This is a genomic window from Arthrobacter sp. PAMC25284, from assembly GCF_019443425.1.
Lineage (GTDB): Bacteria > Actinomycetota > Actinomycetes > Actinomycetales > Micrococcaceae > Arthrobacter > Arthrobacter oryzae_A.
Window position 1 is genome coordinate 938,813 of sequence record NZ_CP080382.1, and the last position, 26,031, is coordinate 964,843.

The window sequence follows — 26,031 nt, forward strand, 5'->3', positions numbered from 1 at the left end:
GTCTCTACAGACCTGAAGCAGTAGCCTCAGGACCACGGCCCGCCACACGACTACCAGTCACTACCGTAGTAAGACACGTGCCGCCACGTATTCCTCCGGGTCACGCATTCAGCTTAAACGTGCCTATTAGATCTGGTCAGATGTTTTCCCGGAAATAATGTAAGTCAATCCGAAGTACTGCTCCGTCACTTCAACATTGGTCAGTAATTCTTGTGCTGTTTTACAGATCAGTTCCCAGGGGCGGCCCGAAGCCCATTCGCCAGTCACAGCATAGGGCTTCATTAAGGCAACTGCGGCCGACGCAATCAGGGAAGGCCACGGCGCAGGGATCTGTAGTTCCAGAAGCACAAGACGTCCCCCGGGAACCAGCGAATTGACTCCGTTCCTTATTACCTGTTCAATTTCAGGAAAAATTGACAGTGCATAGCTGGAGAACACTGCGTTCACCTTCGCTGGATTTTGAAAAGTTGAGGCGTCATGCTGGATTAACGTGACATTATTCCATTTGTGCTGGAAAACCCGTTTTTGGGCTTGTTGCAACATGGCATCCGTAAGATCCACGCCTGTGATATGGCCGGTGGAACCGATGTAACGTTGAAAGAGCGAAAAGTTCAAGCCGGTGCCGCAACCCAACTCCAGAACCTTATCGCCCGGCTGGAGGTCCAGCGCTTCCACGGCCTGCCGCCTGTATTTCCACTCCCGATAGCCGAATAGATAATATAGGTTCGCTGTGAAATCGTATCTTGCAGCGCGCTTGCGATACGTGTGGATAATGGACGTTATCCGCGAGGATTCCATCTCTGTGCTCCCCTCATCCAGTTACGGTGACCGTGGAGCCGGAGTCCCCGACGCTCAGGCGGATCCCGCGGCTCGGGACCCGACGGGTCCGGCCGGCTCAGGTGACCGTGAGGCGGGTGTACATCCCGGCCCAATAGTGACCCGGCAGGTTGCAAAACAATTCATATCGTCCTGGTGCAAGATCCAGGGTGATCCATCCGGCCGCAGACGGAAGAATCCCGTCGCCTTCGCCTTCGGCACAGGTGGCGGCGGCCTCCGCCAAACTGCCACGCTCATCAATTTTTCCGTCCCGGCCAACCGGTCGGGTTCCTGCGATCTGGGTACCTGCCAGCGGGACGATCATCATTTCGTGAGGGATGTTTCCCACGTTCGTAACGAAAAAGGACACCTCGCCGCCGGCCACGGTGGTCCTGTCTGCGGTCAGAAGCATGCTGCCGCGCATCATCCCGGAACCGCCCATCATGGCACCTCCCATGTCGGATGCCGTGACGTTGATGACCGTACCGAGGAGGCCGGGCGCCGTGCATCGGGCTGGACCGGGGAATGCGTAGCCGCCCGCGTTCGTTCCGCCGCTCAAGAAAACCACCACCAACATGGACATGGCAGTCAGGACAATCGCTGCGATGGAACCCAGGACAATGTGCGCTTTGCGGGACAGGGTTTTCATTGCTTATTTCGAAGAACGGAGCGGCGCTCATTGAGCTCGTTCGCGTCGATTTCGCCGCGGGCGAAGCGTTCGTTCAGGATCTGTTCCGGGTCACTGTACGGGGGGTGCGGCGGCCCGTAGGACCCGCCCATACCCGGCCGTCCGCCGCGGATCAGGAGAATCACGACGGCCGCCACCGCTCCCCAGAACAGCAGCATCATCAGCGCCATGACCACCCAGCCGACAATGCCGCCGTCGCCATACCATCCGTACATCATGTCCGAACCTCCGTCGTCTCGCTCGCGACTGCTGACTCACCTTCACTGTCGTCGGTCCCGGGTCAGAAAAACAGGGTCCTTGGACCGTAAGGCCGTCGCAGCGATGCGGTGGCCAGAGCCGGTGTCACTGTGCGACCGCGTTCCACAGAGGAGCGGACCGCGGCCGATGCCCAGCTGAACCGGCAGGTCATGGCCCGGCAGCCTGGGCTGACGGATCAGCGACTCGAGACGATGACCGGCGCTGGCTTTACGCGTCACCCGCTCATACGTCACCCGCCCGTCGGCGGGGCGGCACCCGGGTTGCCAGCCGGCGCGTATGCGAACACGTAGGCGAACGCAGGCCTGGTGTAGCCGACTCCCCGCCCGGCAGCACGGATCAGCTCAGGCCGGTTGCCGTCCGGGTTCTTCGGTACCAGATATCGGTCAAGACGGTCCGTGTCCAGCAGGTACGTCTCACCGCGGTGGGTCACGGCGGCTTCGAGCCGCAGCGTGGGATCGAGGGCGGCAAGGCTGGCGTCTCCGTGGCTTGCGTTCGCGAGCAGCAGCCCGCCCGGCTTGAGATACCTCCGGCAGTTCTCCCAGACCGGCCCGGCGTAAAGCGAGATCAGCAGATCGAACCCCTGATCCGGGACTGCCAGAGCCGTCGTATAGTCGGCGGCAAGGAATTCGACCTCCGTTCCCGCACCGGGAACAGTACGGCCGTGTAGTTCGGCCCGCACAAGATCCACGTCACCGAAGAACGCTTCCGCCCGGCGGTCGGTGTCAACGTACGTGACCGCCGGGATCACCGTCGACGGGGACAGGTCGACGTAGCTGCCCGGGTAGAGTGCACGCTCCGGAGCCCAGGCCCGCGCGAGCGCACCGAACATCCCGGACCGGTCCCCGATGGAGTTCCGGTACCTCGACCATGCGGCTTTCGGCCGGGGTGTCACACAGCGTGCCCTTCAGGACCGCGGGCGTCAGTTCCGCCCGGGGCCGAGCCCGGTGTCGCTGCGGGCGGCACCGGGCTCGACACCTTCTGCGGGCGAAGCGCCACTACCCCGGCCAGGATCAGCAGCACGGCGATGCCGTGCAGGGCGTCGATCGGTTCACCCACCAGCAGCCAGCCGATTGCCAGCGCGACGACCGGCGGGATGTAGGTCGCGCTCGACGCCATGATTGCTCCAAGCCGGTCAACGATGAAGTAGTACAGGATGTAGGCGGTTCCGGTGCCAAGCAGCCCCAGCCCGAGGACCATGGCAACCAATGCCCGGAGATCTCCACCGATGGCCGTGATGCCGTTGAAGTCTGTCACGACGGCGAGTGTCAGCAGCGCGAGGCCCATCTGGTACGTGGTGAGCGCGGCGGCCGGTATCGACAGCCCCACCAGGAACTTCCGTGCATAGACGAAGGACAGCCCCACGCTCGCGGAGCCAAGCAGCATAAAGGAAACCCCGGCCGGGTCCACGGAGCCGGCTGCGTTCCACGGGCGGGCGATCAGCAGCACCCCGGCGAAGCCCGCCACGACCCCGAGGATCCGCAGCGCGGTGATACGTTCGCTGCGCAGGAACACTGCGGCGGCGAGGAACGTGAACAGCGGGATCGCGCCGCTGAGCGCCCCCGCGATCCCCGATGGCAGCAGCGCGGTCCCCGATGCGAAGGCGAAAAAGTAGGCGCTGGTCGCCAGGACGGACATCACGACGAAGTGTTGGATGTGCCGCAGATGGCTGAGTTTAATGTCCCGACGGATGAGGGCGTAGGCGAGGACGGGCAGGAACCCGCAGGCCACCCTGAGGAAGGTGATCTGGCCTGCCGTGATCGTCTCGGAGGCCCACTTCATAAAAATGAAATTGCTGCCCCAGATCAGCCCGAGCGCGCCGAACGCGGCCATGGCTGTCTTCTGCGCCCGTTGCAGGTTCATTCGGTGCCGGCCACAGACTCGGTTGCGGCGGAAGAGATCGTCATGCCTGTGACGGTACAACCACGGCTGCGGCACAGTGAAATTTGTGCGGCGCTGCCCCGCCATCCTGGCCATCCCGTCATCCCGGCCGTGACACAGCCGGTCAGGCGCGCTGTTCCCGCAGCCTCCCGCCGCTGAGCTCCAGAACCCGGTGCGCATGATCCCAGGCATACGCCAGGTCGTGGGTGACAAAAACTACGCCAGCCCCGCGAGCGGCGGCGTCGTCGACGGCGGCCCGCAGCAGCAGCAAGCCGTGCCGGTCCAGCCCGACGGTCGGTTCGTCGAGCACAAGCAGCGCCGGCCCGCGGGCGAGCACCGTCGCGAGGGCGAGCAGGCGTTGCCTGGACGCCGATAGCTCGGCCGGGTGCTCCCCGGCCGAGGCGGCAAGCCCGACGGCGGCCAGCGCCTCGAGCGCCTTCGCCTCAGCGTCGTCCCGGGCCGACCGCGCTGTTCCAGGTCGGGACCACGTTCCGGCCAGCAGCGCCCGCAACCGGCCGCGGCCACGCTCCGCTCGGGCATCGGCTCTCCGGCTGTGCAGGTCGCGAAGCCCGAAGCGGACTTCGCGCAGCACGGTCCGTTCGAAGAGCTGGTCGCCAGGGTGCTGGAACAACAGGCCGACGGAGGCGGCGACCATCCCGGCAGGACTGCCTGCGATGTCATTGCCGCAGATCCGCACGTCCCCGGATGTGGGCTGCAGGAGGCCACTGAAGTGCTTCAAGAGAGTGGATTTTCCGGCACCGTTGGGGCCCGTGATGGCAACTACCTCACCCGGCTGGACCGTCAAATCCAGGTTCCGCAGGACCTGCTTCTCCCGGACCGGCCCGGGCTCCACTGCCCTCCCCCGATCTCGCAACATTTTGGACACCGGGGCGTAGCCGAAGCACACGCCGCTAAGCTCAAGGATCCCTGCGGCGTCTGGCCTGCCGGTGGCAGGGGTCAACGGCAGACGGCGGGTTCCGGAATACTGCAGGCCGGGTGCCATCACGCCCGAAGCCTCGAGCGCTGCGGAGCCGGCCAGTTGCTTCGGAGATCCGGTGGAAGTGACCGTGCCGCCGTCGAGGACCGTCCAGTGTGAGGCTGCCTGGGCCAGCCGGTCAGCTGCCTGGCTGAGGACAAGAACGGCAGTCCCGGCCTCGAGCAGTGCCCGGACGAGGTGCAGGACCTCGCCGGTGCCGGTCCGGTCCAGGGACGCCAGCGGCTCATCCAGTATCAGGACTTCCGGGCCCGTAATGACGGCGCAGCCCAGCGCAAGCCGTCGCTGCTCCCCGCCGGACAGCGTCGCCGGGTCACGGTCCAGCAACCCGGCCAGACCTGCCAAGTCCGCCGTCCGGGCAACCTCGCGGCGCATGTCATCCCTTGCCATGCCCCGGCTTTCCAGGCCGAAGGCCAGTTCCTCCGCCACAGTGGCCCGCACGGTGGAGAGCATGGCGGCCGCGTTCTGCGGGACGAAGCCCACCCGGTATGACCATGCTGCCGGGTTGATCAGCGGATCTTCCGGCGAACCGTGGAACTCCAACCGGTCGGCGCCCAGCGCCAGGCTGCCCGTCAGAGTGCCTGCGTGGCCGGGCCGCAGCCAGCCGGCCAGCAGCTTGCCCAGCGTGGTCTTGCCGCTCCCGGAGCCGCCCAAAACAGCTGTCAGCGTGCCTGAGTGTACTGCCAGTGCGGCCTGATGAAGCACCGGGGCGTCGTCTCCGTGGTAGCTGAAGGCCTCAATCGAGGCGCTGAGAACCGGCGGAGCCATGGTCACCATGCCGTCACCGCCCGAGGCCGGGAAGGGATTGAACGAGGCGAAAACCTACCATGCAGGCGGCCGCCAGGAGGGTCGCCGCCCGGAAGCGCCGCTGGGCCGGCGAATCAACAACCTCCCGGTAACTGCTCCGCGCCCCGGGCCCGCCGAATCCCCGTGCGTCCAGTGCCTGTGCCCGGCTGGCCGCGTCCGAAGTCAAGGCCAGGACCAGCGGCACCATCTGCAGGCGTGTTGCCGCCAACCGGGACGTCAAGCCACCGCGGAGGACCAGTCCGCGGGCCTCCTGGGCCTGCCTGATACGGTCCAGGCGGCCGGCGATCGCGGGCAGGAGCGTCAGGGTGGACGCCAGGACGAAGCCAACGCGCGGCGCAAGCCTGCCCATTGTAAGAACGGTCACTAGGTCGGGGACGCTCACCGTGAAGGAGAAAAGCAGAAACACCAGCACGGGCACGGCGGTGCGCGCCGCCGATTCCCCGGCGAATGCCAGTCCTTCAGCGGTGACCCGGGCCGGCCCCCATTCCGCCAGGACGATACTGCCTTCGGGAAAGAACAGCCCGTGGATCATCAGGAGCGACAGCCCCAGCGGCATCAGGATGACGGCCGCGGCAGGCAGCACCCGTCCGGCGACGCCCAGCCGCACCGCTCCCAGAGCTACTGCGGCCGTGACCGTGATGGACAGCACCCAGCTGGACGCCGCCGTCGTGATAACCGCGGTGCACGCTGCCGCCGTCAGTGCGGTGAGTGGATGGAGGCGCTGGCGCACAGTCTTAGGCTTTGGTGTCCCGCGGAGCTTTGCCGGCGAGCACCCGGAACCTGCGGACGAACGGGAACTGCAGGGTCGTCCGGCGCGGCAGCGCATACGCCAGCAGGGCGGCAATCACGAACACGATCGCCTTGTCCATGGGGTCAGAGATGAGCGCCTGCTTGGTGACCGCAGCGAGCAGCGTGTCGCCCATGGCCCGGAACGCGCTGACAATTGCACCGGTTCCGATGCCCGAGGTACCGCCGAACACGAAGGCGGCGATCGGCGCGGAGACAACGCCGGCGAGGACTCCGGTGATGAAACCGGCCACGGGTGCCAGGTAGAAGCGGCGGAACAGGCCGCCGCGGGCGGCCATGCCGGCGAGGAAGCCGATAAGGGCCGCGCCGGCCGCGAACGGAAGCACGGTGGGATTGAAGAAGGACCAGACAATGCTGCTGAGTGCCCCGGTGGCGGCGCCAGCGGCCGGTCCGGCCAGAACGGCGATCAGCACGGTGCCGATTGCATCAAAGTAGAACGGAAGCCCTGTGCTGCCCATCAGTTGACCGAGAACAACGTTGAGCACGAGCGCTACGGGAATGAGGACCAGCGTGGAGGTAGGCAGGGCCGGAAGGACCGCGACAATCAGCAGCATTGCGCCGAGGAGGAAGCCTCCGAGGGCCACGAGGGCCGAGAAACTGGCGAGACCGTTCGTGATATCCGCCGGTTGGGTGAGGACAAGGAAGGCGTACGTCGCCGCGATCGCGGCAGCGCCGGCGAGTTCGAGCAGGCGGCGGCCGCGGCCGGCCGCCTGTCCAGAGGCGGGGATAATCAGTGCGGGCTGTGACATGGGGATGGTCCTTCGGCTGGGAGTTGGAACGTCCGCCTCATGTCACCTCGGCGCAGCTACCATCTTAGCGGCGCCCGGACCCGTGCGCCTTTCGACGATGGATTGACCGGCTGATCACCGGCAACCGCGGCGCCATGGCAGAGCGCGCAGGACCTCGGACGAGTCAGCGGGCGACGACGTCCTTCAGCCAGGCCATGGCAGCGTCCCTGGATGTAAAGAACTCGTGCGGGTATGTGGTTGCCCGGCTCGTGGCGGCAGCGACGACCCGGTCCACCGGGCTGGAGCCGAGGACCGCAATCGCCAGCACACCGCTGCTTCGCGCGAACTCGGATCGGGCACCCGCGCTGAACTCCACGTCGGTCATCTCCGAGAGCATCGGCATCGGCTTCCCGCCGCTGATCCGTTGCACCGCCAGCATGGCATCCCTTGCGCCGTCGGCGTCCACGAAAGAGCCGGGCCGCCAAGTACTAAAGAGTATTCCTGCGCTGACGCGGACAGAATTCTTACCGTCGGCGGCGTCGATGTGTTCCGGCTTCATTTCAATGATTCTAGGCCTGACCTGCGAAAACACCACCAACGGGGATGCGCGCAGAGCGTGTCGAGGTTCACTTCGTGCTGCTCGGCGTCGAATGTTACGGGGCGCTCCCGGATCGCAGCGGATTCTGCGCCGGCGGCCGATTCCCAGTCAGCAGCGGGCAGGCCCTGTGCGCAGCCCCGCGGCCAGCGCCCCAACCGAGGAGATCAGCTCTTCGAAGCACTGGTCCGGGTCGTTTCCGGTGACGATCCGGGCGTTCGGCGGCAGCCCCCACAGCCCGCGGTAATCCGCGACCGTAGTGCCGATGAGCAACGGCGAGTCCGTCTCGACGTCGACCGTTGCCAGCCGGGCCGTGACGGAGGTGCGCCCGGCCGCAGCGGCGGCCGCGAACGCATCGTGCATGTGCGCCACGTAGCCCTGGTCGTAAAGCCGGTGGAACTCCATGTAGAACCGGATCGCGTCGGAAAGGCACGCGACGAGCGGGTTGCTGGACCCGCTGCGCAGACCCTCGGGCTGGTCGGGCAGGACCAGTTCGGGGTCTTCGGCGCCCGCGGCTTCGGCGAGTGCGCGCAGGTGCGCGGGGCGCATCTCAATCCGCTCCGTGGTTTCCAGGGCACACACCAGCGGCAACTGCTCCTCCGGCAGTCCGCGGTAGGCCGCGAAGACTTCCTTGGCCGCGTGCGGGTCCACCGAGACGTTCCATTCCGCCGTCGGTGTCGTGTTGCCCTGATAGTTGAAGCAGCCGCCCATGATGACCAGGCCCTTGAGCAGCCGCGGAAGTTCCGGTTCGCGCCGCAGCGCCAGCGCGAAGTTGGTCAACGGGCCGGTGATGAGTCCGGTAATTTCTCCCGGCCGGGCCCGCACCTCCTCCACCCAGACGTCGACGGCGTGCCGGGGCGAGATCGCCTGCTGCGGCAGCGGCAGCTCGGCGTGGCCGATCCCCTGCGGGCCGTGGGTCTCTTCCGTCGTGACGAGCGGGATCTGCAGCGGCACCTCAGCGCCGACTGCCACTTCGATCCCCTGGCGGCCACAGAGCTCAAGGAGGGCCAGATTGTTCAGCGCGACCTGGCGGGCGCCGACATTGCCGGCCGTGCACGTGATGGCCTGGATGGTCACCTCCGGCCGGGACAGCAGGTAGACAAGAGCGAGGGCATCGTCGATTCCGGTGTCGACGTCCATCAGCACGGTGGGCCCCGGAGGAGGCAGCTCGGCTGCCATCAGAACAGCGCGACCTTCGGAGTCCTGGGGAAAATTTCGTCGAGTTCCGCGAGCTCGTCCACGCTGGGCTTCCAGGCTGCCGCGGCGGCGTTCTCCCGGACCTGTTCAGGCCTGGTCGCGCCGGCGATGACACTGCTGACGGAGGGCTGAGCCGCCAGCCACGAGAACGCAACCTGCACTTCGGTGAGGTCCCTCGCCGCCGCAAAGGCACTGTAGGCGTCCAGTTGGTCCCAGTCGGCGTCGTGGACCAGATGGGTGCGGGTACGGCTGAGCCGCGTCCCTTCCGGCGCCGTGCCCTTGGCGTATTTGCCGGTCAGGAGTCCGTTGGCGAGCGGGAAGTAGGGCAGGACACCCAGTCCGTAGGCTTCCGCGGCGGGCGTGACCTCCAGCTCGGCCCTGCGGTCCAGCAGGTTGTAATGATTCTGGGTGGAGATGAAGCGTGCTCCCCCGCGGGCGCGGGCCACAAATTCAGCCTCCGCGATCTGCCAGCCGGCACGGTTGGAGTGGCCAAGATAGCGGACCTTGCCGCTGGTCACGAGCTCGTCGAGGGCCGCGAGCGTCTCGTCGATGGGAGTCAGCGGATCCGGGGTGTGGAACTGGTAAAGGTCGATCCAGTCTGTCCCGAGACGCCGCAGGGACGCTTCCACGGCCGTGATGATGTACCGCCGGGAGCCCCGGGCGCCGAAGTCGTTGCCGTTCGCGCCACCCATGTCCATGCCGAACTTGGTGGCTACAACGGCGTCGTCCCGGCGCCCGGTGAGGGCCTTGCCCAGCATCGTCTCGCTGAGCCCGGTCTCCCGCCCGTAGGTGTCCGCAACGTCGAAGAACGTGATGCCCGCCTCCAGCGCGGCATGCACAACGGCGTCGGTGCCCTCTTGGGACTCCGTCAGGGTCCCGGCCCGGCCCAGGTTATTGCAGCCAATGCCAACGACGGAGACGGTCAATCCGGAGTTACCTACGCGGCGGTATTCAGTCATAACGCCAGCCTATAACGGGCGGCGCGGACTCCTGTGCCGGTTCCCAGCCCGCCGTTACCAGCCCGCTACCCGGTGGGCAGCTTCAGTCCGTGTTCGTCCATCGCGTCCTGGATCTGCGCCAGGGTGCGCGGGCCCATCCCGTGCATTCCCGACAACCTGCGGCCTCCGAGGGCCACCACCTGCTCGAGTGTCTCGACTCCCTCGTGGGCGAGAGCCCGCCGGGCGGGAGCGGCAATCCCTACCGGTAGCGGGGTGTGGCCGGGCTGAGCAATTTTGGACGTCATGGTACGGGCCTTCCAGTCGGTTTCCCCGGTATGTCGTCGTTAAAGCGTAAAGCTGTTGGCCGGCTTTGCCGAGTGCTTGAGCTTAAATGTGTTCTCTCCGGCAGCGGCTGCGCCGATGCTCAGTTTCGTGAAGTCCAAATCTTCGCCGCGGATGCACACCTTGATGGCATTGACCGTCTTGTTGACATCCGGGGTCAGGCAAAAAATATTCAATTTGGCGTCCGAAAATTCGGAGCGGTCCACGATGCCGAGGCCGCGCCAGGCCAGGTGGCTGATCAGGGCGTCCTTGGCCTTCTCCTCCAGGTACCGGTCCCGGTCCGTGCCGTCCTTGGTCTTCAACGCGTACTGTGCCACTACCCAGAACTGCTCCGATTCCGGGATCTCGGCATAGCCGTCCTCGGCGCACTGAACGGCAAAGGCATCCATGAGGCCTTCCGCTGCGGCCGCGTCTCCGACGTCGGTCTCCTCGGTTTTGCTTTGGTGCCCCACCACGCCGTGGTTCATCACGAACTGGCTGTAGTCCTCGTCGAACCACGCCTCCCTGAATTCCAGGACGCCCTCGTCGTTGCGTTTGTAGACCCGGATAATTCCGCTCATGGGCCAGTTCCTTCCTAAAGCGTCCTCTGCAGGCACCACAGTGGGAGCCGCCGGACGGTGTAATGGTTCTTGGACGTGCTGGCTACAGCAGCGGCAGGCTGCCGGTGCTGGGGTGTTCCTGGCCGGGCAGGGGGCGGGCAAACGGCACCTTGGTCCCCAGCACCTGCGCCACGACGTCGTGGGTGATCTGCTGGGCAGTCAGGCCGACGCGTTCCAGCACCTGGCTGCGGGTCCCGTGGTGCAGGAACTCGACGGGCAGCCCGACCTCGTTGAGCGCAGTGTCCACGCCGGCCGCGCGCATTTCCTGGCGGATCCTGGAGCCAACCCCACCGGCCCGCACGCCGTCTTCGATGCAGATGACGAGACGGTGATGCGAGGCGAGGGCGATGATGGAATTCCGGACCGGAAGGACCCAGCGGGGATCCACTACGGTGGAGCTGATGCCTTGGGCACCCAGCCGGTTGGAAACATTCAGCGCGAGGTCGGACATCGCGCCGACGCTGACGATCAGGACGTCGTTGTCGCTGGAACCGGCCGGGCGGCGGGCGAGGACATCGACGCCGTCGCTGAGGCGCTCCAATGCCTCGACCTCAACCCCGACGGTTCCCTTGGAATAGCGGATTACAGTCGGTGCGTCGTCGACCGCCACGGCTTCGCGGAGTTCCTCCCGGAGCCTGGTGGCGTCCCGGGGCGCCGCCAGGTGCAGGCCGGGGACAATCTGTACCATCGCCATATCCCACATGCCGTGATGGCTGGGGCCGTCGGGTCCGGTGACTCCGGCCCGGTCGAGGACGACCGTTACGCCGGCTTTGTGCAGGGCCACGTCCATCAGCAACTGGTCGAAGGCCCGGTTCAGGAACGTCGCGTAGACGGCGACCACGGGGTGCAGACCGCCGAAGGCCATGCCGGCGGCGGACGTCATCGCGTGCTGTTCAGCGATCCCGACGTCGAACACCCGCTCGGGGTGCCGGGCCGCAAATTTGTGCAGCCCGACAGGAATCAGCATGGCCCCGGTGATACCCACGATGTCCGGCCGTTCATCCGCGATATCGGCGATCTCTTCGGCGAAGACTGCGGTCCAGGACTTTGCACCGCCGGCCTCTGTCGGCACGCCCGTCTCCGGGTCGATAACCCCGACGGCGTGGAACTGGTCGTCCTCGTGGGCCCGGGCCGGCGCGTAGCCGTGGCCTTTCTCCGTCATGGCGTGCACAATCACGGGGCCGGCGTAGTTCCTGGCCGTGGAAAGGGCATGTTCCATGGCCTGGAGGTTGTGGCCATCCACCGGGCCGATGTATTTCATGCCGAGATCCTCGAACATGCCCTGCGGCGCCCACCAGTCCTTGATGCCCTTCTTCATGGCATGCAGGCTCTTATAGGTGAACTGGCCGGCCGGGCCGCCGTTCTGGAGTTTGCGCTTCCACCATTCCAGTGCGCCTTCGTAAGCGGGGGCCGCCCGAAGGGAGTCGATCGTGGGGCGGAGGGAGGCCAGGTAGTCGGCAAAGCCACCGACAGTTGGCGCGTACGAGCGGCCATTGTCGTTGACCACGATCACGACACGCCGTTTTTTATCTGACGCGATGTTGTTCAGGGCTTCCCAGGCCATCCCGCCGGTCAGGGCGCCGTCGCCCACGACTGCGATCGTAAAACGGTCACCGTCGCCGGTCAGCTGCCGGGCCCGGGAAATGCCGTCGGCCCAGGAAAGCGAGGAGGAGGCGTGCGAGCTTTCGACAATGTCGTGCTCAGACTCAGCCCGGTCGGGGTAGCCTGACAGGCCGCCCTGCTGCCGGAGGGTGCTGAAATTCTGCCGGCCGGTCAGGAGCTTATGGACATAGGACTGATGTCCGGTGTCAAAGACGATGCTGTCCCGAGGGGAATCAAAAATCCGATGCACGGCCATGGTCAGTTCGACGACGCCGAGGTTCGGTCCGAGGTGCCCGCCCGTCTGCGAGACGTTGCCGATGAGGAAGGTCCGGATCTCGGCGGCCAGCTGCTGCAGCTGCGCCCCGGACAACTTGCTCAGGTCCTGCGGATTCCGGATGGTGTCCAAGATTCCCAACGGCCACTCCTTCAGGTGGTAGAAATGCCTTTTAACTCTAACGCCTCGGATCGGCCGGCCGTGCCGGACGGTTGAACCGGCGCCGCATCCCGTGAACGGCAATGGTCCCGGCCGGTCAGTGACCGGCCGGGACCATTTAGCGCGTTACCATCCTGACCGGCGGCTGCCGCCGGTCAGGATTCCGCCTAGTTGGCGGAGATCTGGCGCAGCACGTACTGCAGGATGCCGCCGTTGCGGTAGTAGTCCGCTTCGCCCGGGGTGTCGATGCGCAGGACCGCATCGAAGGACGTGACGGTACCGTCTTCGGCGGTGGCCGTGACCTTGAGGGTCTTCGGCGTGGTGCCTTCATTCAGGGCGGTGACGCCCTCCACGGCGAAGGTTTCCGTGCCGGTCAGGCCCAGGCTGGCAGCGGACTCGCCGGCCGGGTACTGCAGCGGCAGGACGCCCATGCCGATCAGGTTGGAGCGGTGGATGCGCTCGTAGCTCTCGGCCACAACGGCCTTGACACCCAGGAGCGCGGTGCCCTTGGCTGCCCAGTCGCGGGACGAACCGGAACCGTACTCCTTGCCAGCCAGCACCACCAACGGGGTGCCGGCTGCCTGGTAGTTCTGCGCAGCGTCGTAGACGTAGGCCTGCGGTCCGTCAGCCTGGCTGAAGTCACGGGTGAACCCGCCCTCGACGCCGTCGAGGAGCTGGTTTTTGATCCGGATATTGGCAAAGGTGCCGCGGATCATCACTTCGTGGTTGCCGCGGCGTGAGCCGTAGGAGTTGAAGTCCTTCCGCTCCACACCCTTGGCCAGCAGGTACTGCCCGGCCGGGGTGTCCGACTTGAAGGAACCGGCCGGGGAGATGTGGTCGGTGGTGACGGAGTCGCCAAGCTTGAGCAGCACGCGGGCGCCGCTGATGTCCGCGACCGGATCCGGGGTGGCCTGCATGCCGTCGAAGTACGGGGGCTTCCGGACGTACGTGGAATCCTCGTCCCAAGCGAACGTATCGCCGGCGGGGGTGTCGAGGGCCTTCCAGCGTTCGTCTCCGTCGAAGACGCCCTCGTAGCCGCGTGCGAACATTTCCTTGTCGATCGAGGAATCGATGACCTGCTGAACTTCGACCGGGTTCGGCCAGATGTCTTTCAGGAAGACGTCGTTACCGGCTTCGTCCTGGCCCAGGGCATCGGCCTCGAAGTCGAAGTCCATGGTTCCGGCCAGGGCGTAGGCGATGACCAGCGGCGGTGAGGCCAGGTAGTTCATCTTGACGTCCGGGTTGATCCGGCCTTCGAAGTTACGGTTACCGGAGAGCACTGCGGCGACGGAAAGGTCGTTGGCCTGAATGGCCTCGGAGATTTCCGCGTCGAGCGGACCGGAGTTGCCGATGCAGGTTGCGCAGCCGTAGCCGACGATGAAGAAGCCGAGCTTCTCCAGGTACGGAGTCAGGGCCGGACTTGTTGTAGTAGTCGGTGACAACCTTCGAGCCCGGAGCCACGGAGGTTTTGACCCACGGCTTGGAGGTGAGACCCTTTTCCACTGCGTTGCGTGCCAGCAGTGCAGCGGCAAGCATGACGGAGGGGTTGGACGTGTTTGTGCAGGACGTGATCGAGGCAATCGAGACCGCGCCGTGATCCAGCTCGAACTCGCGGCCATCGGCAGTCTTGACGCTGACCTTCTTGTTCGGCCGGCCGTTGGCGGAGGGTCCGTGCGGGTGCGGCGCCTCGTCCGTCAGGTGCGTCTTCGTGGCCGTGAAGGACGGCGTGTCCGAGGCCGGGAAGGACTCGTCGAGGGCTTCGTCAACGCTGCCGCCGACGAGTTCTTCCTTCACGTAGTTGCGAAGGTCCTGGCGGAACTGGGCCTTGGACTCCGTGAGGATGATGCGGTCCTGCGGGCGCTTCGGGCCTGAGATCGAGGGCACCACGGTGGACAGGTCCAGTTCGAGGTACTCAGAGAATTTGATCTCACGCGACGGATCGTGCCAGAGGCCCTGTTCCTTCGCGTAGGACTCAACCAGGGCGACGTTCTCATCGGACCGGCCGGTGAGGCGCAGGTACTCGAGGGTGACGTCGTCGATCGGGAACATCGCAGCAGTGGAGCCGAACTCCGGGCTCATATTGCCGATCGTGGCACGGTTTGCCAGCGGCACAGCCGCGACGCCTTCACCGTAGAACTCCACGAACTTGCCGACCACGCCGTGCTTGCGCAGCTGCTCGGTGATGGTCAGGACAACGTCGGTGGCGGTGGCTCCGGCCGGGATGGACCCGGTCAGCTTGAAGCCCACGACCCGCGGGATCAGCATGGAAACGGGCTGGCCCAGCATGGCGGCCTCGGCTTCGATGCCGCCCACGCCCCAGCCGAGCACGCCCATGCCGTTAACCATGGTGGTGTGCGAGTCGGTCCCGACGCAGGTGTCCGGGTAGGCGCGGAGGGCGCCGTCAACCTCTCGGGTCATGACCGTGCGGGCCAAGTACTCGATGTTGACCTGGTGCACGATGCCGGTTCCCGGCGGGACGACCTTGAAGTCGTCAAACGCGGTCTGGCCCCAGCGCAGGAACTGGTAACGCTCGCCATTGCGCTGGTATTCGATTTCCATGTTGCGCTCGAGCGCTCCGGCGTTGCCGAAGGCGTCGATCTGCACGGAGTGGTCGATGACCATTTCCGCCGGCGCCAGCGGGTTGACCCGCTTGGGGTCGCCGCCGAGCTCCTTGACGGCTTCACGCATGGTGGCAAGATCCACGATGCAGGGCACGCCGGTGAAGTCCTGCATGATCACGCGCGCCGGCGTGAATTGAATCTCAGTGTCGGGCTCCGCGTTGGGATCCCAGCCTGCCAGGGCGCGGACGTGATCGGCGGTGATGTTGGCGCCGTCCTCTGTCCTCAGCAGGTTCTCAAGCAATACCTTGAGGCTGAACGGAAGGTTTTCTGCACCTTCAACGGAGTTCAACCGGAAAATTTCGTATTCGGCACCGGCAACATTAAGTTTGCCTTTTGAACCGAAGCTGTCCACAGTGCTCATTCGCAGGACTCCTCTCGCAACAGTTTTATCTTTGCCGCGCCGCCAATCCCTTACTAGTTAGGGGAGCCTAACTAAGGCACGCGCCGAAACGATCGCGTGCAGAAAGTGGGATCAGTCGTAATGAAGCGCGACGACGGACTACTTCGTCCATCCTAGTGGTTTGACCCCTGCGGGGTCAGTAACGCCACAGTCTCCATGTGGTGCGTGTGCGGGTACAGGTCAAAGGCCCGCAGCCCGGACAATTCCCAGCCGCCCTGCTGGAAATACCCAAGATCACGGGCAAACGACGCCGGATCGCAGGAGACGTAGGCGATGGCCCGGGGTCCGGCACTCATCAGCTGCTCCACGACGGCTTTGCCGGCACCTGCCCGGGGCGGATCCAGCACGAGGGCGTCGAAATTGCGTGGTTTCTGCCGCAGCACCCGTTCCACCCGCCCCTGCACGATCTCCACCTGGGCAAAGTCATGCAGGTTTTTCCGCGCGTCACGGCTGGCTCCCGGGGAGCCCTCGACCGACAGCACGGATCCCGTGACTCCCACTGTGTCGGCGAGTGGCGCTGTGAACAGCCCGGCGCCCGCATACAGGTCAGCCACCACAGAGCCCGGGGCGAGGAAGCCGCCGTCGTGCAGGAATCCGGTGACAGCCCCCACGAGGGTTTCCGGGGCATCGCGGTGGATCTGCCAGAAACCGTCGCCGGTGACGCGATAGTCGTGGCCGGCCGCTGCCTCCTGGACGAAAGTGCGGCCGCGCAACTGCAGCACCTCCCCCTTGACGGGATCAAAGCTCGCCACAGACACGTCGTCGGGCAATTGATGCAGGATGGCGCTGAGCCGTTTGGCCCGGGTCCCCGGGGCGGGAACCAGCAGGACGAGCGGGCGGGAACCGTTGGAGGGCACGGCGACCTCAACACGCTCAATCCCCTGCAGGTCCAGCTCCCAGAGCCGAAGGGCATTAATGCCATCCACGGCCAGAGGCATCTCGCGGACGGGCAGAACGGCATCGGAGCGGTGCGCGTGCATGCCCAGTTTGCCGGACGGCGTCACGGCAAATCCAGCGCGGGTCCGCCAGCCGAGTCCGGCCCGCGTTTGTGCGCCGGACTCCCCCGTGGCGCCGCCAACGGCTTCCACGCTGGGACCGCCATCCAGCGGGTGTTCGACGCCGGCGAGGCGCTTGAGCTGTTCGGCCAGCACCTCGGCTTTCAGGCTGCGCTGGCGTTCCAGTGAGATGTGGCCCAGTTCGGCGCCGCCGACCGGCGGGTGCCGGTGGGACCAGGAGCGGCCGGAATCCGCGAGGTCCCAGAAATGCTCCACCCGGTCCGGTGACGCTTCGAGGACTTCCACGACGTCGGCGCGCCAGAATTTGGCGGCTGCGCCGTCGTCCGTGAGCCGGACCCGGACCTTCTCGCCGGGAATCGCATGCCGGACGAACACCACCCTGCCCTCGTGCCGGGCAACGCAGTGCCCGCCGTGGGCGACGGGTCCCACCTCAAGGACAAGTTCGGTGTGGTCGGTGTTCCGGGGGGCTTGGCTCATTAGGTGTTGTCCTGCAGTCTCTTGGCTTCTTCGGAGGATTTCAGCTGCCACGGGACGCTGGCGACCATAACGCCAGGCTCGAAGTGCAGACGGGTCTTGATCCGCAGTGCGGTCTGGTTGTGGACGAGCTGCTCCCACCACTTTCCCACGACATATTCAGGAATGTAGACGACGATCAGGTCACGCGGCGAGTCGCGGCGCATGTTCTTGATGTACTCCATAATCGGGGTTACGGTCTCGCGGAACGGGCTGGCGAGGATCGTGAGCGGCACCGGGATTTCCAGTTTTTCCCAATCCATGAGCGTCTGCTCGGTCTCTTCCGAGTCGATGTCCACGGTGATCGCATCCAGCCGGGATGGCCGGGAGGCACGGGCGTAGGCGAGGGCCCGGAGGACCGGCTTGCGGACGTGCGAGACCAGCAGGACGGCGTGCACCCGGGTGGGCAGCGCCCGCGGCGAGGAGTCCTCGTCCACGGCGAGTTCCTTCGCGACGTTGTCGTAGTGCGCCTTGATGCTCCACATGATGAGGAACAGCACGAACATAGCCAGCAACGCGATCCAGGCGCCCTGTTCGAATTTGGTAATCAGGACGATGACCAGCACGAGTGCGGTCATGCCGAATCCGATCATGTTGATGGTGCGGGATTTAATGATTCGCAGCCTCGTCGCGGTGTCCCGGGAGAGTTTCAGTTCGCGGCCCCAGTGCCGGACCATGCCGAGCTGGCTGGCCGTGAAAGAGATGAAGACGCCCACAATGTACAGCTGGATGAGTTTCGTGACGTCGGCGTTGAACGCAATGATCAGCACCAGGGCGCCGGCAGCCAGGGCGAGGACCCCGTTGCTGAAGGCCAGCCGGTCGCCGCGGGTGCGCAGCTGGCGCGGAAGGTAGCCGTCCTGGGCAAGGATCGAGCCAAGGACGGGGAAGCCGTTGAAGGCCGTGTTGGAGGCGAACACCAGAATGACGCCGGTGGCCGCAACCACGAAGAAGAACGGGATGGACCCGGCGCCGAAAATGGTCTGGGCGATCTGGCTGATTGCCGGGCTCTGGATGTAGTTTTCCGGCAACGGCTTCCCGTCCAGCAGGAACTCCTTCGCCGGGTCCAGGACAATGTGCACTTTGGTGGCGTTGGCGAGGTAGATGATGCCCGCGAGCATGGACGAGGCGATCACGCCAAGCAGCAGCAGCGTGGTGGCCGCGTTCTTGCTCTTGGGTTTCTGGAAGTTCGGCACGCCATTGCTGATTGCCTCGACACCGGTCAAAGCGGCGGCGCCGGAGGAAAAAGCCCGCAGCAGCAAGAAGGCGCCGGCCAGGCCCACGAGTCCTTCGTCAAAACCGGCGGCGGGCACGATTTCGAAGGCGGCCGACGGCGCCTGCCCGAGTTGGCCGGTCGCCGCCTGGAAGATTCCGACGCATGTCATCCCCAGGATGGAGGCCATAAAAATGTACGTCGGAACGGCGAAGACGCTGCCGGCCTCCTTGATGCCGCGCAGGTTCACGATGGCCAGGATAACTACGCCGATGACGGCGATGCCGGCCTGCTGGCCGTGCAGCGACGGGACGGCAGTGGTCAGGTACGTCGCTGCCGAGGACATCGACACGGCGACTGTCAGGACGTAGTCAACAAGCAGGGCCGAGGCAACGGTGAGGCCGGTGTATTTGCCAAGGTTTACGTTCGCGATTTCATAGTCGCCGCCGCCGGAGGGATAGGCGTGAACGTTTTGCCGGTAGGACGCGACGACGGTCAGCAGGACCACCATCACGGCGAGTCCCACCCACGGCGAGAACGCCACAGCACTGACGCCGGCCAGGGCCAGCGTCAGCAGGATTTCATCCGGAGCGTACGCCACAGAGGACAGGGCATCGGAGGCGAACACGGGAAGCGCGATCCGCTTCGGCAGCAGGGTGTGGGCCAGCCGGTCGTTCCTGAATGGCCTGCCGACGAGCACCCGCTTTACGGCATTGAGAATTGTCAGCACCAGACAAAGTTAGTCTGATTCGGACGCGATGTCATGACGGTCCAAAACCGTCGGCCCGCGCCTCCGCCCCCAGCGGGCGCCCTCCCGGCCGCGGACGGGACCGGCGGAGGCCCGCTGCGGGCAATCCAACGCCCGTGGCCGGTAGAGTTCTCAGCAGTATTCAGACGCAAAACTAAAGAGGAGGCCTGTGTGGCGCACTTCGTGATCATGGGATGCGGACGGGTGGGGGCAACCCTGGCACACACGCTGGAAGACGCCGGCCATAGCGTGGCCATCATCGACCAGGACGACCGTGCCTTCCGCCGGCTCCGGACCGGCTTCTCCGGCCGCAAGGTCACCGGCGTCGGCTTCGACCGGGAGACGCTCAAGCAGGCCGGCGTAGAAGATGCTTACGCTTTCGCGGCAGTCTCCAGCGGTGACAATTCCAACATCCTGGCTACCCGGGTGGCCCGCGAGACGTTCCACGTCCCTCATGTTGTCGCGAGAATTTATGACCCGGGCCCGCGCCGAGATCTACCAGCGCCTTGGTATCCCCACGGTAGCGGCGGTGCGCTGGAGCGCGGACCAGGTACTGCGCCGGATCCTTCCGGAACAGCACCTGGCCGGCGACTTCCGGGATCCGTCGGGCCGGCTGGTCCTGGCCGAGGTGGATCTCGACCCCGGCTGGGTCGGACATCCGATTTTCGTTATCGAGAAGGCCGCCGGAGTCCGCGTCGCCTACCTGACCCGGTTCGGAGAAGGCATTCTGCCGGCGGCCGGAACTCTGTACCAGGACGGCGACACGGTCCACGCCATGCTGAGCGTGGACCGCAGCTCCGAGGTTGCCCACATTCTCGCTAAATCCCCGGCTAAGGAGTCCTGAGTGAAAGTCGTCATCGTCGGCGCGGGGAGCGTCGGGTCCTCCATCGCCCGTGAGCTGCTGTCCCACAAGCATGAAATCCTGCTGATTGATGTGAAACCGGAAGTGATTGGCAAGAGCGGGCTGCGCGGCGCCCACTGGCTGGTCGGGGATGCCTGTGAGCTGAGCACCCTGCAGGACGCCAAACTGGAGGACGCCGACGTCGTGGTCTCCGCCACCGGCGACGACAAAGTCAATCTGGTGGTGTCGCTGCTGGCCAAGACGGAATTCGGCGTTGGCCGCACGGTTGGCCGGGTCAATAACCCGAAGAACGACTGGATGTTCGACGATTCGTGGGGCGTCGACGTCGCGGTCAACACCCCGCAACTGATGACCGCACTCGTGGAGGAAGCGGTGGAGATTGGCGACCTCGTCCGGTTGCTGACGCTGCAGACCGGAGTGTCCTCCCTGGTCGAGTTCACCGTCCCGCATGATTCGCACGTGATCGGCCTGACGGTGGGTGGCGTTGACTGGCCCGAGGACTCAACGCTGGTGGCGATCCTGCGGGACCAGGCGCCGATCACCCCTAGCCGCGATGACGTGATCGACGGTGGAGATGAACTGTTTTTCGTTACGACAATCGCGGCCGAGGATGACCTGCGTGCCTTGCTCGCCCCCGAGTCAGCCAGCGACGAGGAGCCCGCCGCGGAGCATGCCGGTCCCGTTGTCCCGCCGGCCGGAGACGACGACGGGTTCGACGGCTGACGGGCACCACCCCGCTGGCTGGCCTGCAGCGACACCCGCTGCGGGTCAGCCTGGGGTTGAACCGGACGCCGGGGTGGGCTTTGTCAGCAGCCAGGCGACCCACAGACCAAGAATGTACAGCGGCGCACCCATGATCAGCCGGCTGGTAGCCAGTCCGGTCAGGCCGGATTCGCCCATCAGGTACAGCGGCACCTGAACCAGCAGCCGCAGGGCCAGCACCAACACGATGACCCAGGTGCCGATCCGGTAGGCCCTCAACCGCGCCTGGTGCTTGCGCCATTCGAGCCCTTCGTTCCGGATGAAGCCAAAAAGCAGCCCGGCAACAGGCCAGCGCACGGCAATCGAGACCACCATCACCAGGATGTACCCGGCGTTGGTGAAGAAGCCGAGGACGTAGAAATCTTCCGCCTTGCCCGTGGAGTTGGCGAACCAGGCAGACAGGCCGACGCCAACAAATCCTGCCAGGGCCTGTGTCAGCGGCCGGCGCTGGACCAGCCGCACGACGGTGAACGCCGCTGCGGCCGCAAGCGCGAAGACCAGGGCTGTTGACAACTCGCGGGTGATCGTAAAAGTCACTAGAAACACGAGGCCGGGCAGAATGCTCTCGGCAATGCCCTGGACGCCGCCGGCGCTTTTGAGAACGTCGATGTTTCCGTTGCTGGACCGGTGCAGCCCGGCTTTCGCGGCGTACCCTTCGGCCATCCGGGACACCGTGGGCGGGGCGACGGCGTCGTCGTCCTGCTGCGGCGTTGTCCGCTCGGGATGTTCGGGGACGGTCATAGGTCTTCCTGTCCGGAGAGAATTTCGTAGCGGGGATTGAACATGGTGGGCAGCCCGTCACGCAGCGTGACCATACCCTCAAGCCGGAGCTCCGTGCCGGCGTTGACGCCCCGGATGCGGCGCCGGCCCAGCCAGATGACCCGAAGACGGTCCTTGGGCCGCGGAATCCCGGACCGGACACTGGCCCGTCCCTTGGGTGAAGAGACGGCAGGGACCACCCCGGTGGCCAGGCCTGCCCGTGCGGCGGCGGCGGCGGACTTCTTCGTGCCGGCCCGGGCGTCATGGTCGACCAGGATCGCCGTAAATGCCGCGACGCGGACTGCCGGCACGTACGTGACGGATTCGATGAAGCCACGGCAGACGACGCGTCCGCGGTCTGGAAGCGCCCGCACGGCGAGGGGCACGGCGGAGTCCCTGCGGGCGTCAGCCAATCTGGGTGGTCTCCGGCCCACGGTCGGGTTGTCCGAATTCCGGGGCCTGCTGCGGCGACGGCGCTGCGGAGTCCTTAGGGAGGCGGAGCTGGAGCAGATCACGCGGCGGCATCGGATTCTCGCCCCGAATGACCACGACCTGCCGGAAGAGCGTTTCAAGGCCCGCCGCGGCGTCGCGGTTGATTGCGGCGTCGCCGCCGAGAACGCCCCGCAGGAACCACCGGGGACCGTCGACGCCGATGAAGCGGGCGACCCGGTATCCCTGGCTACCGTCAGTACCGCTGGCCGGAAGCTTGGCGATGAGTTCGGTACCGAAACTCCCCTCGATCTCCTCCACCTGGCCGCCCTGGCCGCCGACGGACTGGCCGATCTGCTCGCGGATCTCGTCCCAGAGTCCTTCGGAGCGCGGCGCGGCAAAAGCCTGAAGCTGGAGGCTTGAGCCCGCCAGGTCCAAAGTGACCGCCACGACCCGCTGGGAGGCTTCCTCGACCTCAAGGCGGAGCTGCAGGCCCTCGGTCGGCGCAATCAGGAGCGCTCCTAGGTCCACGTAACCGTTCTGGTTGTCGATTTCCGAGACGTCAAACGGACCCGTGGCGCCTCGTTCGCCGCCGCCGGCAAGCGTGCTGGCGGTTGTCGCAGCGGATTCTTCAACAGCAGTATCCGCAGCGTCGCCGGAGTCTGTCAGCTGTTCCTGCTTGGCTTTCCTGCCACGCCCAAAAACCATGGGTTGTCTCCTTTGTAGTGATCCTGTGCCGCCGCCCGATGCCGCCCTGGCGCCGGTCCGCGGGGCGCCGGCCCTGTCCCGGGTGCGGCGCCTGCTCAAATTTCCCTGCGTTTGCCTGCACAGTTCGCCTGCGTAGACGTCAATCCGTGCGGGACCCGGACTCAGGCCTGGGCGCCGAAGCCGCCGGTGGAGCCGAACCCGCCTGCGCCGCGGACCGATCCGTCAAGCTCCTCGACGGGCAGGAACCTTGCGTACTCCACACGTTGAATGACCAGTTGTGCAATTCTATCGCCGCGACGCAGTTTGATCGTCTGGGTGCGGTCCGTATTCAGCAACGTCACTGCGATTTCACCGCGGTAGCCGGCGTCGACCGTGCCGGGAGCGTTGACCACCGTCAGGCCGTGCTTGGTGGCGAGGCCGGACCGCGGATGGATCAGGGCGACGAAACCATCCGGGAGGGCGATGGAGACGCCGGTCGGAACGAGGCACCGCTCGCCCGGCGCCAGGACAACATCGACCCGGGCCCGCAGGTCGGCACCGGCGTCACCCGGGTGCGCGTAGGACGGTGGTTCGAGTCCGTCGTCGAGCATTTTCAGTTGCACGGTCAGGGTGGGCGTTCCATACTCCGGAATGCCGGCTGTTTCTTCAGTCACAGTCCCTCACTCTAACGCCAGCGGGGAAGGCGGCCTACTGGAGCCGGGCGGCCATCAAGATGAAATCCCCTGGGAAAAGTGGAAAGCTGGGCCTATGCCCGATTTCAGCGTAACTCCGTCTGCCTCCCAGAGCGTCCCCAGTGACGCCGCCGTGCTCTACACGGAGAAGCTTTGGCCCAACACCTGGATCTGGCTGATCGCGGCGGGCTTCTCAAGCGCGGGGATCCTTGTCCTGGCACCAATCAGCTTCGGGACGGGCCTGACTGCGGCCGCCGTGTTGTTTGTCATCATTGCAGTGCTGCTGGTCCTGTCCACCCCTGCCATCACGGTGACGCGCTCGACGCTGCAGGTAGGCCGGGCCACTATCGAACGCCGTTTCCTGGGCGATGCCGCGGCGTTCCGCGGCAAGGAAGCCACAGCCGAGCGGGGCACCCGCCTGAACGGACTCGCGTTTCTGTGCATCCGGGGCTGGATCGACCCGGTGGTCCACATCGAGATCACGGACCCGTCGGACCGCACGCCGTACTGGCTGACGTCCACCCGGCACCCGGAGCGGCTGATCGCGGCGCTCAAGTCCTGACGCTTCACTTCCAACACTCCGGTCCTGGCGGTCCGGTCTCGACGCTCCGGTCCTGGCGGTCCGGTCCTGGCGTTCCGGAACGGAAACGCTAGCCTTCACAGTCCATGCAGTACTTGAGGACGCCCTTTTCGCGGGCGATCTGCGAACGGTGGCGGACCAGGAAGCAGGACGCACACGTGAACTCGTCCGCCTGGGCAGGCAGAATCCGGACCAACAGCTCTTCCCCGGACAGGTCCGCGCCCGGTAGTTCATAGCCCTCAGCCAGCTCCGATTCATCTTCATCCACAACGGCCGTGGGTTTTTCGGTACGCCTGGCCTTAAGCGCCTCGATGGAGTCCTCGCTGATGTCCTCTTCGGTCTTCCGCGGCGCATCGTAGTCTGTCGCCATTTTTGCTTGCTCACACTCCGGATCGGTCGATTGTTTGCGCCTTCGCGGGACGAACCGGCCGGCTGGCAGCCCCTGGCAGTCCGGGATCGGTTCACCGATATCAACGCCGGACGTGCGGTTTTTGTGCCCGGTGTCGGGACATTTTTGCTTAAGCATCCACGGAAAGCCAGAGCCATCCGCCCTCCCCGTACGCCAGTGCTTCGTGACGGACCGGAAGCGGGCGAAAATGCCGGAACGGCCGCGGAAAATGACGGCGCGCCTGCCGTCCTCACGGGAAATGAGGCCCGCGGGTGGCAGAGTTTCGATTGTTAGTAATGCCAGGGTGGAGGATTGAATGCAGGATCTACGGCTTGTAGGCGTCCACGACGACGGAAATCACCTTCTGTTGAGTGGCACCGGCGGCGCGATTTTCCGGCTGCCCATCGACGAAGCACTGCGGACGGCAGCAAGCCGGGCGGCGGCGAAATCGGCTTCCTCTGCCGGCAACACACCGGTCACTGTTTCCCCGCGCGATATTCAGTCCCGGATCCGTGCCGGCGCCACAGCGGCTGACGTCGCGGAAATCTCCGGTATCCCCCTGGCCAAGGTCCAACGCTACGAAGGTCCCGTCCTGGCCGAGCGCGAGCACGTCGCCGGGCAGGCCCGAAAGGTAGAGGTGGCCTCCCCCGCTCCAGGCCACGACGCCTACCGCTCCGTGTTCGGGGACCACCCCGCATCACTCGAGGATATGGTCAAGCACCGGCTTACGGCTTACGGCGTCGAACCCTCAACGCTCGAGTGGGACTCGTGGCGGCGCCCGGACGGCAGCTGGAATGTCGTGGCACGCTTCGAACCGAAGCCCGGCGGTCCGTCCGCCATCGGGGAAGAGCCTCCGGCCATGTGGACGTTCAATCCAGCCCGTAAGTCGCTGCAGAACGCCAACCGGTGGGCGCAGCAGCTCAGCGAACTCGAACCCTTGGACGGCCCCGTTCCTGGACGCCGGCTGTCGGCCGTCTCCGACCGGCCCTTTGATTTTGAGACAGACGCCGACGCCGCAGCCAGAACGGCCGCCGAACAGCACTCCATGATCCACCAGCTGCTGCTTCAGCAGGACCGCCTCCATCAGGAACGGGACGCCGACGGGCTGCTTGACATGCTGCGGTCCCGGCGCGGGCAGCGAATGGGCATGGACGAGGATGCCGATGACGCCCTCGCGATGCTTATGGCCAACAGCGTTCCGGCCGCCCACCCCCGGCCGTCGGAAGTGGTTGAGGGGGAGCCCGCAGAGACCGGTGCCGGCGAAGTCGAGGCCACCGCTGCGGAATCGGATCCCGGCGCAGCGGACGCGAAACCCGACGAACCAGCGAAGGCTGAACCGGACTCGTTCGAGGCCCGCCGCAACAGCCGGGCGGCGCTGATGTCCCGGCTCACCCTGGCACCGAGTCTCCCGGACCCGGACGCCACATTGACGCTGCACGACGGGGTCAGTACCGAAACGCGCGAGATCACCATAGCGGCCTCAAAGTTGCGGCCCGCCGGCCAGGCGCCGACGTCCACCCCGGGGCTGGACGAACTCCTCGGCGGGGGGCCCATCCCGCCGCCAGCAACGCGAGACCCAGTCGCCCCGGCGCGAAGCGGATGCGGGACAGCCGGAGCGCCAGCCCGGCAAGCCCAAGCGTTCCAGTGTCCCCAGCTGGGATGAGATCGTCTTCGGAACCCGC

The 26,031-nt window shown here is 65.8% G+C and carries 24 protein-coding genes and 2 pseudogenes; 4 read left to right on the forward strand and 22 right to left on the reverse strand.

The genetic code is table 11. The features are described 5' to 3' along the window. Positions 1–126: 126 nt before the first annotated feature. From KY499_RS04480 to KY499_RS04560, 17 genes and pseudogenes are all read right to left on the reverse strand, one after another. Positions 127–798 (reverse strand): class I SAM-dependent methyltransferase, encoded by a 672-nt coding sequence (locus KY499_RS04480; protein WP_123256430.1) that lies wholly within the window; start codon positions 796–798, stop codon positions 127–129. A 97-nt stretch (positions 799–895) separates the two neighbouring features. Continuing rightward, positions 896–1,465 (reverse strand): sulfocyanin-like copper-binding protein, encoded by a 570-nt coding sequence (locus tag KY499_RS04485; protein ID WP_219886313.1) that lies wholly within the window; start codon positions 1,463–1,465, stop codon positions 896–898. Beyond that, positions 1,462–1,722 carry an SHOCT domain-containing protein gene (locus tag KY499_RS04490; protein ID WP_123256428.1) on the reverse strand — a complete coding sequence of 87 codons (261 nt, stop codon included), beginning with the start codon at positions 1,720–1,722 and terminating at the stop codon, positions 1,462–1,464. The genes KY499_RS04485 and KY499_RS04490 overlap by 4 nt, the downstream gene beginning before the upstream one ends. Positions 1,723–1,991: 269 nt before the next feature. Next, on the reverse strand, positions 1,992–2,654 hold the full coding sequence (locus tag KY499_RS04495) for a class I SAM-dependent methyltransferase (protein WP_219886314.1): 663 nt from the start codon (positions 2,652–2,654) through the stop codon (positions 1,992–1,994). Then, on the reverse strand, positions 2,651–3,622 hold the full coding sequence (locus KY499_RS04500; protein WP_219886315.1) for a DMT family transporter: 972 nt from the start codon (positions 3,620–3,622) through the stop codon (positions 2,651–2,653). The genes KY499_RS04495 and KY499_RS04500 overlap by 4 nt, the downstream gene beginning before the upstream one ends. A gap of 142 nt (positions 3,623–3,764) precedes the next feature. Further along, a complete protein-coding gene (locus KY499_RS04505; protein WP_308813080.1) occupies positions 3,765–5,402 on the reverse strand; it encodes an ATP-binding cassette domain-containing protein in 1,638 nt (545 codons plus the stop codon). 13 nt (positions 5,403–5,415) lie between these two features. After that, on the reverse strand, positions 5,416–6,171 hold the full coding sequence (locus KY499_RS04510) for an energy-coupling factor transporter transmembrane component T (protein ID WP_258190961.1): 756 nt from the start codon (positions 6,169–6,171) through the stop codon (positions 5,416–5,418). A gap of 4 nt (positions 6,172–6,175) precedes the next feature. Further along, positions 6,176–6,997 carry an ECF transporter S component gene (locus KY499_RS04515; RefSeq protein ID WP_123256423.1) on the reverse strand — a complete coding sequence of 274 codons (822 nt, stop codon included), beginning with the start codon at positions 6,995–6,997 and terminating at the stop codon, positions 6,176–6,178. A 163-nt stretch (positions 6,998–7,160) separates the two neighbouring features. Then, entirely contained in the window at positions 7,161–7,535 is a 375-nt protein-coding gene (locus KY499_RS04520; RefSeq protein ID WP_123256422.1) for an STAS/SEC14 domain-containing protein, read from the reverse strand. A gap of 147 nt (positions 7,536–7,682) precedes the next feature. Beyond that, a complete protein-coding gene (locus tag KY499_RS04525; RefSeq protein WP_258190962.1) occupies positions 7,683–8,750 on the reverse strand; it encodes a nucleoside hydrolase in 1,068 nt (355 codons plus the stop codon). Further along, positions 8,750–9,727, reverse strand: coding sequence for an aldo/keto reductase (locus KY499_RS04530; protein ID WP_219886318.1), 978 nt, complete (start codon positions 9,725–9,727; stop codon positions 8,750–8,752). The genes KY499_RS04525 and KY499_RS04530 overlap by 1 nt, the downstream gene beginning before the upstream one ends. Positions 9,728–9,792: 65 nt before the next feature. Then, on the reverse strand, positions 9,793–10,011 hold the full coding sequence (locus KY499_RS04535) for a hypothetical protein (RefSeq protein WP_123256420.1): 219 nt from the start codon (positions 10,009–10,011) through the stop codon (positions 9,793–9,795). A 39-nt stretch (positions 10,012–10,050) separates the two neighbouring features. Then, positions 10,051–10,608 (reverse strand): hypothetical protein, encoded by a 558-nt coding sequence (locus KY499_RS04540; RefSeq protein WP_123256419.1) that lies wholly within the window; start codon positions 10,606–10,608, stop codon positions 10,051–10,053. A gap of 82 nt (positions 10,609–10,690) precedes the next feature. Then, positions 10,691–12,664 (reverse strand): 1-deoxy-D-xylulose-5-phosphate synthase, encoded by a 1,974-nt coding sequence (dxs, locus tag KY499_RS04545; protein ID WP_123256418.1) that lies wholly within the window; start codon positions 12,662–12,664, stop codon positions 10,691–10,693. Between the two features lie 185 nt (positions 12,665–12,849). Next, positions 12,850–15,664 (reverse strand): annotated as a pseudogene (locus tag KY499_RS04550) (aconitate hydratase). 152 nt (positions 15,665–15,816) lie between these two features. Beyond that, positions 15,817–17,196, reverse strand: coding sequence for a class I SAM-dependent RNA methyltransferase (locus KY499_RS04555; RefSeq protein ID WP_219886319.1), 1,380 nt, complete (start codon positions 17,194–17,196; stop codon positions 15,817–15,819). After that, positions 17,196–19,172, reverse strand: a complete 1,977-nt coding sequence (locus tag KY499_RS04560; RefSeq protein WP_183164581.1) for an APC family permease — start codon at positions 19,170–19,172, stop codon at positions 17,196–17,198. Before KY499_RS04560 ends, KY499_RS04555 begins: the two co-directional genes overlap by 1 nt. A gap of 189 nt (positions 19,173–19,361) precedes the next feature. Here KY499_RS04560 and KY499_RS04565 point away from each other — a divergent pair. Both KY499_RS04565 and KY499_RS04570 read left to right on the forward strand, forming a co-directional pair. Further along, a pseudogene (locus KY499_RS04565) lies at positions 19,362–20,034 on the forward strand (potassium channel family protein). Beyond that, positions 20,035–20,775 (forward strand): TrkA family potassium uptake protein, encoded by a 741-nt coding sequence (locus tag KY499_RS04570; protein ID WP_123256413.1) that lies wholly within the window; start codon positions 20,035–20,037, stop codon positions 20,773–20,775. 45 nt (positions 20,776–20,820) lie between these two features. Here the strand turns inward: KY499_RS04570 and KY499_RS04575 are convergent, their stop codons facing one another. The 4 genes from KY499_RS04575 to dut form a co-directional block, all read right to left on the reverse strand. Further along, positions 20,821–21,555 carry a DUF3159 domain-containing protein gene (locus KY499_RS04575; protein WP_123256412.1) on the reverse strand — a complete coding sequence of 245 codons (735 nt, stop codon included), beginning with the start codon at positions 21,553–21,555 and terminating at the stop codon, positions 20,821–20,823. Beyond that, a complete protein-coding gene (locus tag KY499_RS04580; RefSeq protein WP_219886320.1) occupies positions 21,552–21,986 on the reverse strand; it encodes a hypothetical protein in 435 nt (144 codons plus the stop codon). Before KY499_RS04580 ends, KY499_RS04575 begins: the two co-directional genes overlap by 4 nt. Next, positions 21,979–22,710: a DUF3710 domain-containing protein gene (locus KY499_RS04585; RefSeq protein WP_123256410.1), complete on the reverse strand. Its 732-nt coding sequence runs from the start codon at positions 22,708–22,710 to the stop codon at positions 21,979–21,981. Before KY499_RS04585 ends, KY499_RS04580 begins: the two co-directional genes overlap by 8 nt. A gap of 161 nt (positions 22,711–22,871) precedes the next feature. Further along, positions 22,872–23,363, reverse strand: a complete 492-nt coding sequence (gene dut / locus KY499_RS04590; RefSeq protein ID WP_123256409.1) for a dUTP diphosphatase — start codon at positions 23,361–23,363, stop codon at positions 22,872–22,874. 94 nt (positions 23,364–23,457) lie between these two features. Here dut and KY499_RS04595 point away from each other — a divergent pair, with 94 nt between their 5' ends. Further along, on the forward strand, positions 23,458–23,943 hold the full coding sequence (locus KY499_RS04595; protein WP_219886321.1) for a DUF3093 domain-containing protein: 486 nt from the start codon (positions 23,458–23,460) through the stop codon (positions 23,941–23,943). 88 nt (positions 23,944–24,031) lie between these two features. Here KY499_RS04595 and KY499_RS04600 read toward each other — a convergent pair whose 3' ends face one another. Then, complete coding sequence (locus KY499_RS04600) at positions 24,032–24,331, reverse strand: DUF4193 domain-containing protein (protein WP_219886322.1); 300 nt, start codon at positions 24,329–24,331, stop codon at positions 24,032–24,034. A gap of 334 nt (positions 24,332–24,665) precedes the next feature. Here KY499_RS04600 and sepH point away from each other — a divergent pair, with 334 nt between their 5' ends. Beyond that, positions 24,666–26,012, forward strand: a complete 1,347-nt coding sequence (sepH, locus tag KY499_RS04605) for a septation protein SepH (RefSeq protein WP_258190963.1) — start codon at positions 24,666–24,668, stop codon at positions 26,010–26,012. Positions 26,013–26,031: the final 19 nt, after the last annotated feature.